The sequence below is a fragment of the Halomonas cibimaris genome (assembly GCF_039537045.1).
Lineage (GTDB): Bacteria > Pseudomonadota > Gammaproteobacteria > Pseudomonadales > Halomonadaceae > Vreelandella > Vreelandella cibimaris.
In genome coordinates, this window is the sequence record NZ_BAAAZT010000053.1 from 1 (window position 1) to 9,174 (window position 9,174).

Annotated in this window: 9 protein-coding genes; 6 read left to right on the forward strand and 3 right to left on the reverse strand. The window is 59.3% G+C overall.

The annotated features are described in order from the left end of the window. Positions 1-251 precede the first annotated feature (251 nt). The 3 genes from ABD654_RS05900 (at position 252) to ABD654_RS05910 (ending at position 3,973) form a co-directional block, all read left to right on the forward strand. The gene (locus tag ABD654_RS05900) at positions 252-1,904 is read left to right on the forward strand and encodes an AAA family ATPase (protein WP_344703226.1); all 1,653 of its coding nucleotides are present in this window, start codon (positions 252-254) and stop codon (positions 1,902-1,904) included. A 100-nt stretch (positions 1,905-2,004) separates the two neighbouring features. Then, the gene (locus ABD654_RS05905) at positions 2,005-2,823 is read left to right on the forward strand and encodes a hypothetical protein (RefSeq protein WP_344703228.1); all 819 of its coding nucleotides are present in this window, start codon (positions 2,005-2,007) and stop codon (positions 2,821-2,823) included. 19 nt (positions 2,824-2,842) lie between these two features. Further along, complete coding sequence (locus ABD654_RS05910; RefSeq protein ID WP_344703230.1) at positions 2,843-3,973, forward strand: hypothetical protein; 1,131 nt, start codon at positions 2,843-2,845, stop codon at positions 3,971-3,973. A 61-nt stretch (positions 3,974-4,034) separates the two neighbouring features. On the opposite strand, the gene ABD654_RS12210 is transcribed toward ABD654_RS05910, so the two are convergent. From ABD654_RS12210 to ABD654_RS05920, 3 genes are all read right to left on the reverse strand, one after another. After that, a complete protein-coding gene (locus tag ABD654_RS12210; protein WP_464387754.1) occupies positions 4,035-4,136 on the reverse strand; it encodes a hypothetical protein in 102 nt (33 codons plus the stop codon). 6 nt (positions 4,137-4,142) lie between these two features. Continuing rightward, positions 4,143-4,574, reverse strand: coding sequence for a helix-turn-helix transcriptional regulator (locus tag ABD654_RS05915; RefSeq protein WP_344703232.1), 432 nt, complete (start codon positions 4,572-4,574; stop codon positions 4,143-4,145). 61 nt (positions 4,575-4,635) lie between these two features. Next, a complete protein-coding gene (locus ABD654_RS05920) occupies positions 4,636-4,776 on the reverse strand; it encodes a hypothetical protein (RefSeq protein ID WP_344703234.1) in 141 nt (46 codons plus the stop codon). Positions 4,777-4,894: 118 nt separating this feature from the next. Here ABD654_RS05920 and ABD654_RS05925 point away from each other — a divergent pair, with 118 nt between their 5' ends. The 3 genes from ABD654_RS05925 to ABD654_RS05935 all read left to right on the forward strand — a co-directional run bounded on the left by ABD654_RS05925 (position 4,895) and on the right by ABD654_RS05935 (position 9,133). Then, complete coding sequence (locus ABD654_RS05925) at positions 4,895-6,076, forward strand: hypothetical protein (protein ID WP_344703236.1); 1,182 nt, start codon at positions 4,895-4,897, stop codon at positions 6,074-6,076. A gap of 165 nt (positions 6,077-6,241) precedes the next feature. Beyond that, a complete protein-coding gene (locus ABD654_RS05930) occupies positions 6,242-8,107 on the forward strand; it encodes a hypothetical protein (protein WP_344703238.1) in 1,866 nt (621 codons plus the stop codon). 39 nt (positions 8,108-8,146) lie between these two features. Next, entirely contained in the window at positions 8,147-9,133 is a 987-nt protein-coding gene (locus ABD654_RS05935; RefSeq protein WP_344703239.1) for an ATP-binding protein, read from the forward strand. The last annotated feature ends 41 nt before the right edge of the window (positions 9,134-9,174 follow it).

Sequence of the window (9,174 nt, forward strand, 5' to 3'; positions counted from 1 at the left end):
CCGCTGGGAGCCTATCTCTCTTTTGATCGCCTCTGTGATGAGGTACACCGCCTACTTGGTGGTTATGGCACTGAATACGCGATTAATTTTGAATAAGCACTTACGTCATTATATACATCTCTAATCCGACAATATATGTCGCGTAACCCGTTTTAGCTTCCGGCAGGGGGAGGTGTATGGCTTCCTGTACCCGCACCCGCTTGGGTATCGTAGGGCCTTGTGCTGCTCACGCCTGAAAAAACGGAGACACCATGGCCGCGATTTACCCTCGTCTAAGCGATGCCGAGCTTGATGCCTTGCCTTCCCGAGCGGAGGCACGGATTTACCGTGCGCTACGCGAGCTGGAATTCCCCGGACTGGAGGTGATGCACGGCTTGGCAACTCAAACCCGCAACGACAAGGGCACTTGGGTGGGCGAGGTGGATTTTTTGCTGTTTCATCCGCAGTACGGCATCCAACTGTGGGAAGTGAAGGGCGGCGGCGTGTGGCTGGACGGCGAAGGCCAGTGGTGGAGCGAAGGTAATCACGCCACGCACAAACTGACGACCACGCCGCTGGAGCAGTTGAAAAAACAGACTGGCAGCCTGGTGCAAGCTATCAACCACGTACTGCCCGGCACGAAATTGCCCATTGCGCCGGTGCTGGTATTGCCGGATACCCGTGAGTGGCAGGGCACCTTTCCTGAGCTCACGTTGAATCGCGAGCATTTGCTGCTCAAGGGAGATTTGGCTCAGCTGACCGCCGAGCAGCTGATCGCACGGTTTGAAAACACCGCCTGGGCCGGTAAAACGGCGCTGAATGCGCTGCCGCTGAGCAAGCAGCAGGCGACGATTATCCAGCATCACTTGTTGCGCCCGGCCTGTGCGCTAACGTCGAGTGTGGCCGAGCAAGCTCGCGATGTAGAAGACGCGCTGTTTCGGTTGAGTGAAGAGCAACGCTGGGTACTGCGCCTGCTGGAGCATATTCCGCGCATGGCGATTTACGGCGGTGCCGGCACCGGTAAGAGCGTGCTGGCACGAATGCGAGCCGAGCAGCTGGCGCGTGAGGGGCAAAATGTACTGCTGCTGTGCTTTAACATCGCGCTGGCCGAATCTCACCGTGCTTCCATGGCGGACAGCCAGTTGGAAACCATCGAAGTAGCGACCTTTCATGAGCTCTGCCAACACCGAGCTGGCGCCGCTGGCCTTGACTGGCTCGTCCCTGAAGATCCGCGTGAGCTGGGACGCTTTTATAACGAAACCGCACCGGATTTACTCATCGAAGCGTTGCAGCAGTCACCGGAAAGCTGGGATGCGCTGGTGGTGGATGAAGCCCAGGACTATGTGCCCGACTGGTGGCTGCCGCTCCATGAAATGCTCAAGGAAGACGCCAGCGTAACGCTACTCGCGGACCCGGAGCAGAACCTCTACGCCCGCGACTATCAACTGCCGGCCGACGTGTTTGACGGCATGGTGCCGTACCCGTTCACGCTGCATCGCAACTACCGCAACGCCTATGAAATTGCTTGCTGGCTCAAAGAGCGTCACGCCGCGGCCGCGGAGCCTGGCGAGCACCTGCCCACCAGCGAAAACGCCGTAAGCGTTCAGCGCTGGCAGAAGCCTGAAGACCAGTGGCCGCTGCTGGAAAGCGCCTTGACTGAGCTGGAAAATGACGGTTTTACGCCCGCGGATATGCTGCTGCTGACTCCGTTCAAGGTAGCTAATAGCCAACCGCTGCAGACGCTTGCTGCCGAAAAGCCCCGCTATGCCGAGCGTATGTTCAACGTCGCCGCCGTCAAAGGACTGGAGGCCGCAGTGGTGATACTGGTAGACATTGGTGCCAGCAGCTGGGCGGCAAACCCCAAGCTTGAATATGTCGGCGCTTCGCGGGCGCGGGTTAAGGTTTTGGTGCTGGCTAAAGGCTAAAGTGGTTCGAAATCAGAACGTAGCTGGTGGCTAAACCATTTTGCACTGGATATTCCAAACTCAGGGGTGACAGTCACCACAGCCAGGGAAATACCGATATATGCGCGGTTTATCATCCTGTTTACATAAACGCTGGCGGCCGTTGCTCGGCATGCTGATAGCGGCTGGGGTGCTGGTTGGCTGGCAGCTATTGCCAGAGGGGCCGGCGGGTACACTGTTTTGGCCGCTGTGGGCAGCGACTGCTCAGGTGATGTTTATCGGTGCGCTGGAGTCGACCAGGCTGCGGCGTCATGCCTGGCTGGGGCAGTATATAAAGCGGGAGTCACCTTGGCATCGCCGGCTTGGAGGCGGCGTTTTTATGGCGGTACGAGCCCAACTGGCGAGTATTTTGCTGGCGCTGATACTGCTGGTGGGGCTGCGTAGGCTGGATGAAGTCGATATGGCTTTGCTGGTGTTGGTTACAGGGCTGTTTGGTGTGTGTCAGCGTCGTCTGAATGTACGATTTTGGCCGCATATCATAGAAACGTATCGCCCAGCGCTGGTGCGGCGCTTTAGCGTGCTGTGCATAGCAGCTTTTTTGTCGCTGGGGTTTATGCTGAGCCGGCTATGGCAGCCTCAACCTTATTTGGTGGATATCGCTTGGCAGTCGGCGGTGCAGATGCATATCCCGGCGGGTGCCGGCCATACCTTGCTGGGCAGTTTAGAGCGGCTGGCCAGCGCTTTTGAACTCACTGGTTTTTGGCTGATGCAAAATGCGTTGGCTCGTCTTGAGCTTGATCATGGTGTCGCGGTGCTTGCCTGGGCAATATTGCTGCTGATGCAGGCGACGTTAGCCTGGTCATATGCACGATTGCTGGCGGGGATAGCGGCGTTACGCCATCATTTCAGCGGGCGTGGCAAACACGATATTAGCCGCTGAACTCAGAGGGTGGCGCGATATGAAACAGTCTGTGGTTTCTTCTCCAGCTATGGTTGACGTGGCTGTGCGGCAGCCTCCGCTTTATGGAGTATTGTTGGGGCTGGTGCTGCTGGCCATATTATTGGCAGTTGGCTTGGGGCATAACGGCATGCGCCAAAGCGACAACGACGCGGTACGATTTATCATTCATGGCGAGCCTATGGTGCTGGATGCTACTGAGCAAGCCGATCTGCAAGGCGTTTTAGGTCAGCGGTTGGGCGAACTCGAGAGCACCCTGCAGAGCAGTACGCAAGAGTGGCAGGATGCGGAGCTGGAGAAGCTGGAAGCTGACTATCATGCGGCGGTCGATGGGTACTTGGACTGGTATTTTTCTGCAACCGCTACTTATACCCGGCTGGGCATTGCATTGACAGGTGACTTGGATGAGTGGATGCATGAACAGCTTGAAGAGCGCCTCGTCCGTAAAGTTGCTCTTGAAGCCTCTTTAACCGAGATGAGCCGGCAGCATCATGCCATCGTGACAAACGCAGAGCAGCAGTGGCAGCAGAATACCTTGGTGGGTTTGCAAGAGCGCTATGCGCCCGAGAGTAGCGGAGCGCTGGAAGGTGTATCCACGGAAGACGATGCCATGCCCACCACCGTGAACCTGGATCAGATAATTCAGCGCAAACAAAGCCAGCCAGACATATCAGCTGCGCTACAGCCACATAGCGCAAGCGTAGTACCGGCAAGTATCGCTACGGGCTTTACCGCCAAACGCTTGGTGGCCGGCAAGGCCATGCAGCGTGTGCGTCAGCAGCTGATTAAATTTGCCGCTAGGGTTGGCATTCAAGTCACTCGTTCTTCAGCCGCGGGAGCCGGTACGTCGTTTGTTGGTACGCCTATTGTCGGCATCGTGGTGACGACTGTGGGCATAGCGGCGACAGTCGGTACCGAATATATTGCGCTTCAGCGTGCAGAGGCGAAGCATCGCCCGGCCATGGAAGCGGAGCTCCACGATAGCTGGGGCAATTTAGAAGCGCAGATACGCCAAGCATTTCAAGCGCAAGAGCAGGCTAGGGCAAAGGCGCTTCGGGAGCGTCTGGAGCAACAGGCCGAAGAGGCTAGGAAGCAAAGCGGTTTGCCAGACACGTATCGAATTTTGGGTTAGTCGCGGCATAGCTGTTGGCTTTCAGCCGTATGCTTTATGCGTCACGGGCATGATGGGTGGCTCAGCAATCAGCATACTGCGCCAGCACGCGCTCGGCGGTGGCTTTTAGCTCATTGCGCCAGGCGGCCGGTTCGAGCACCTTGACGTTGGCTCCCATGCCCATCAACCACTACAGGGTTTGCTGATCGTCGGGTACGCGGGCGGTTAGCCGCAGCCAATCGGTATCGGGAAGTGGCTCGATACTTTGCTCTTCAGATAGGGGCGTTTCCTGCAAAAGCCAAGCGCCCGGCCGGGCAATATCCGCGCTTAGCATTACGTCTTGCTGACCCTGCCGATAGCCAAAGGCGCTACCTTGAATATACGCATCAATATCAAAGGCTTCCTGTGCGCGCCATGGCGCTGAACTGAGCGCTGCTTGCTTGATGCGGTGCAGAGCAAACTGACGAATATCGGCGTAGTCGTGCACCGTGGCCAGCATGTAGGTCACGCTATGGCGGCTGACCAGCCCTTGAGGATGAAGCGTCAGCAGTTTTTGCGTTGCGCTACTGCGCGACAGGTATGTCACATCAATCGCTTTTTGCTCCAGCAGTGCTTCAGTCACGGTCTGCCAGGTTTCGGCGTTGAGCTCAGCGGGTATCAGCGCCTTGCCGTTGGGAGTCGCGCTATAGCGAGCGGGTGTCGATCTGAAAGACGCGCTCGGCCAGTTTCTCCTTCAGTACCGGCGTCGATGCGCGGCCCGGGTAGCGAGGGATCAGCTGCAGCAGGGTTAAATAGCGGAACAGCGTATCGCGCATTTCAGACATGAAGGCACCTTGGCGGGCGAGTCATAAACGCTGACCAGTCTAGCGTGCGGCGTTAAAAGCGGCGACTATAAGATATTAGTAAAAGGTGCTCATAGGGGCGATGCGTGAGGGATCGAACATGAAAAAACTGAATCACACCGTAAGGGCCGTCTGGCTTGCAGGCATGTTAGCACTGCCGCTGCCAGCATTAGCGGCAAGCAATGTAGAGCCGGTTGATACCGACATTGACCAGTCAAAAGCGTTTGATCTGCTGGGCAAAGCCGCCGGTTACTTTGATGAGCTGCAGACGTTGCCCGATAGCCACTGGATTAAGCGTGATAAGGCCAGCGCTGAAAGTGACATTACCAAGCTGGTGGAAGACGCGATTGGTGTGCTCGATGTGCCGGGGCTAGCGGAAATGCGTGAGCACTACCGAGAGGTGGAAGACAGCATTCGCAAGGAAAATACCACGCTTGCTGAACTGCGCCAAAAGCGCATGCTGGCGTCTGATACCGATGCTGGCATGCTGACTAAATATACGCCCACTGACACCTTGAAAGGCTTTACTGCCACAACTCGTGGCGACTATGACCTGCTGATTGAGGCTCGTGAGGAAAATCTTGAAGCCTATCGTCGGGAGCTTTTGGATATGCGCCGTGCCATGTCACGGGCGCTGGGCGATCTGGGTATGCCGATGCCGCCGGATCAGCTGGAGTTGTGGCTGAGCTCGGCTATCGGGGAGGATGTTATCTCCATGGGCGTAGTCTTTGACAGCGTACGCGAGGTGACACTGCGGCTCGAAGAGTTAACTCAGGCAAACGGCGAAAACCTGGAGTTTGCCAAACGCTACTATGGAATGCTGGTGATACTGCACAAGCTGGTGGTCCATATGCAGGAAAGCTTTATTGCCAAAATTGACGATGAGGTATTGCCCAAGCTTGCAGCTTTCGAGAAAGAAGCCGATACGCTGATTGCTGAATCGCAGCGCCTGATGCGGCAGGGAAATAAAACGACGCTACAGCAAAACATTGACGCCAACCGGCTGACTAAACGCGCCATTGCGCTATACAAACGGATTGTGAATAGCCAGCGGCAAAAAGTTAGCAAGGCTCTTGCCGTTAGCCGCCGTGAGGAAGATGTCGCTGCCAATACCTATCGCACCGTGGCGCTAAGCGCCAGCGTTGCCACGCTGATTCGTGATGGCATTAATACCTTTGAAACTCTATCCAACCTTCAGGTGCCTGACGCCGCCGAATTTAAAAACGCCGACATTCGCGAAGAGTTCCGCAAATTGACCGAACGAATGGAGAGTAGCGACTAGCGGGGCGGTGCGTATCGCCTGGCGTGTGTGATGGGTGACACAGGAGGAAGCTACGAGTCGTGCCATCCCTATGCGACGCATTATGTCGCATGCGTTCGATACACTGGCAAGGTAAGCGCGTGAGACAGGCCAAGCGGAAAGGGTATCAGCACAGGGAGAGACAGCATGGAGACACTGACTCTGGACAGCAGCGGCGGGGCAGCACTGGTTGGCGCGGTCGGCAATGCCGATGGCGGGCGACGATTGACGCTTGATAATCCGCATCTGCGGGCGCTGGACATACACGGCGACCGGCAGCTGGAAGCGATTGACCTCAGCGGCTGCCGTGCGGATGTCTGCCTGCACCTGCAGCTCAGCGAGCTTCCGGTACTGCGCCACCTATACCTGCCGGCGGGAAGTGAAGGCGCTGTAGTGCATCTGTTTGCGTTAACGCTGCCGCCAACGCTTGTGATTCACGGCGCCGTGACCGAGATTGACGCCGATTGGCAGGCGGGCACGTTCAGCGTGCGTGCCGGCAAAGACACTGGCGTTTGGCGCGGTGCGCGGCTGCTTGGGCAGGACGCGTTGCCTGATGATCTGACGCCAGGCGCGGAGGCTGAAGGTGACTTGGCCGTCGTTATGAACCCGGCCGTGCTGCCCGGTGAGCTGGCGTTATTGAGTCAAACGGAATGGTTGATTGCCAATGCCGAGCGAGTGACGCAGTGCACGGTGAAAGGCTCGCCCCGGGTGCGGCTGGACAATGCTACCCGGCTGGAAGCGCTGGTGCTGAATGGCCACGGTACGGTAGAGGTGCGACGCGCCGGAGTGCTGGCACAAGCTGAGGCGGTTCCCGCCGAGCCGGCGCAAGCGGCAGAAGACGAACAGGAAAGTGCCGGCGGCCGGCTGGTGCTACATGGCAACACGCCGGCGCTTGCGCTTACCGGCTGCTGGGGCGGTGTGCAGCTGCATGCGCCGGCGCTGGAGCGCTTGACGCTTGAGCAGGCGGACCGACTGTCGCTGTACCACTGTCGTGACCTTGAAGATGTCGTGCTGCCGGATGATCAGGAGGTGGGCTGCTATGGCAGCGTGCCGGCGCCGCTGCTGGACCGCGCGCGCTTTGTCATCGATGAGGCCACGCTAAGCCAAACTCTGACACGCGTGGAAGGCGGCGAAGATGATCTGCTGGAGGGGCTTCTGGAAGTCATGGCCCGCAGCGAAACGCCCCACGCGGTATTTCACAGCTTGACCTCGCTGCGTCGCCTGGCCGAAAAGGGCGTTGACCCGGCGCGCCTTTGGGAGTGCCGCCGCACCCTGAGCGCCCGCCAGTGCCGCAGCTCGCGCAAGCGTCGCCAACCGGCGCTGTCATTAGCGCATTACCAGCACGCCGATGCCCGTTGGCACTGGAAACTCCCCGACGACCGGCAGGATGAAGGCCTGCGCGATGATTTGCAGCTGTGGGCGCTATGCGTACCCCACAGTGAAGATGCCCGCCGCTACGGCGTCACCCTGCGCAAAGCGGTGTATGCCAAAAAGGGGTATCTGGATCAGGAGAAACTGGTGCAGGTGCTGCGCTTGGCCACCGCTGAATCGGCGCGACCGGCGATTGCCGGGCTGGCGCTTGAGATACTGACAAAGCTATACGGCAAGGACACTTGGCCGGGTGTCGAACTGAAGCGTGAGCATGAAGGCATCGCCGGCTACCTGCCGCGGCTGCTGAACGTGCCGGATATCAGCGCGGCCCAGCGTCAGGCCGTGCTCTGCGCGACGCTGGAAATGACCACAGGTGAGGATTTGGCCCATCGCGCCGGGCAGCTGCTGCGCCTGGCACCGGGGCAGACCCGTGCGCTGCTGATGACGCTTTCCCGCCAGCCGGATGAATGGCTACAGCGCTACCTGACGGCAGACGATGGGGAGCTGGTGCTGCCCCTTTTCTTCTCTCGGCGGGTGAATCCGGAGACGGTCAAACGGATTCAGGGAGTCCGCCAGACGCTGGTGCAGCTGGCGCTGATGCCGCCGCCTGCTGAACACGCTGCCCACGCCGCCCACGCTTGAGCCAAGCGCTAACTGCCATACCTGTCAGGAGAACTGCCCATGTACGCCACGCCGGATAACGCCCAGACGCTGTTGACTCACCAGCTGCGCCAGCTTCACGAACATTCCGAGCTTGCCGCCGACCTTCCGCCGGTGATGCTCTGGGGCGCGCCCGGGGTGGGCAAGAGCGCGATTGTGCGTGAGGTCGCCGAGCGCGAAGGCGTCGGCTTTATCGATATCCGCCTGGCCCAGCGTGAGCCGGTGGATCTGCGCGGCCTGCCGGTGCCGGACCGCGAACGCGGCGTGGTGGATTGGCTGCTGGCCGGCGAATGGCCCCGGGATCCCGAGAGCCGCGGGATACTGCTGTTTGACGAGCTGACCGCCGCCGATCGCAGCCTGCAGGTGGCCGCCTACGAGCTGATTTTGGATCGTCGGTTGGGAGATCTGTACCGCCTGCCGCCGGGGTGGCTGGTCGTTGCGGCAGGCAACCGTCAAGCCGACCGCGCCGTGGCGCAGACGTTCTCCAGCGCGCTGGCCAACCGCTTTTGCCACCTTAACCTGGCACCGGATCTGGACGTCTGGACGCGCTGGGCGCGCGGCCAGGGGCTGCACCCGGATGTGATCGCCTTTTTGCGCTTTCGCCCCGAGTGTTTTTTCGACATGGAAGGCGCGGTCGAACAGGGCTGGCCCAGCCCGCGCAGCTGGGCGCGGGTGGCCCAGTCGCTGACTTACGGCTCGCAGCTGCCCGACGAGGTGCAGGCGCTTACCGTTCATGGGCTGGTCGGTGAGGGGGCGGGCACCGAGTTTCTGGCGTTTCGCCAGTGGGCGCAAAAGCTGCCGGATATTCCCGCGATGCTTGCCGGCCAGGCACCCATCATCATTCCCGAGCGCGCCGACCAGCGCTATGCCTTCTGCGCGGGGCTGGCCCATGCGCTATGGCAGGATGTGAATGACGTGGTAACGGAAAGTGCCGCGACGCAAAATGAACTGCACCCCGAAAGTTGGACATCATCCAACCTTCGGGGTGTTTTTGATGGCGAAATATGACGAGAGCTTCAAGCTGCGGGTTATTCGGCAGTGTTTACGCG

Excerpts from the sequence above, each read along its gene's own strand:
- ABD654_RS05935 (WP_344703239.1), top strand. The coding sequence starts at position 8,147 with ATGTACGCCACGCCGGATAACGCCCAGACGCTGTTGACTCACCAGCTG.
- ABD654_RS05900 (WP_344703226.1), top strand. The coding sequence starts at position 252 with ATGGCCGCGATTTACCCTCGTCTAAGCGATGCCGAGCTTGATGCCTTG.
- ABD654_RS05910 (WP_344703230.1), top strand. The coding sequence starts at position 2,843 with ATGAAACAGTCTGTGGTTTCTTCTCCAGCTATGGTTGACGTGGCTGTG.
- ABD654_RS12210 (WP_464387754.1), bottom strand. The coding sequence starts at position 4,136 with ATGGGCATGGGAGCCAACGTCAAGGTGCTCGAACCGGCCGCCTGGCGC.
- ABD654_RS05920 (WP_344703234.1), bottom strand. The coding sequence starts at position 4,776 with ATGTCTGAAATGCGCGATACGCTGTTCCGCTATTTAACCCTGCTGCAG.
- ABD654_RS05930 (WP_344703238.1), top strand. The coding sequence starts at position 6,242 with ATGGAGACACTGACTCTGGACAGCAGCGGCGGGGCAGCACTGGTTGGC.
- ABD654_RS05905 (WP_344703228.1), top strand. The coding sequence starts at position 2,005 with ATGCGCGGTTTATCATCCTGTTTACATAAACGCTGGCGGCCGTTGCTC.
- ABD654_RS05925 (WP_344703236.1), top strand. The coding sequence starts at position 4,895 with ATGAAAAAACTGAATCACACCGTAAGGGCCGTCTGGCTTGCAGGCATG.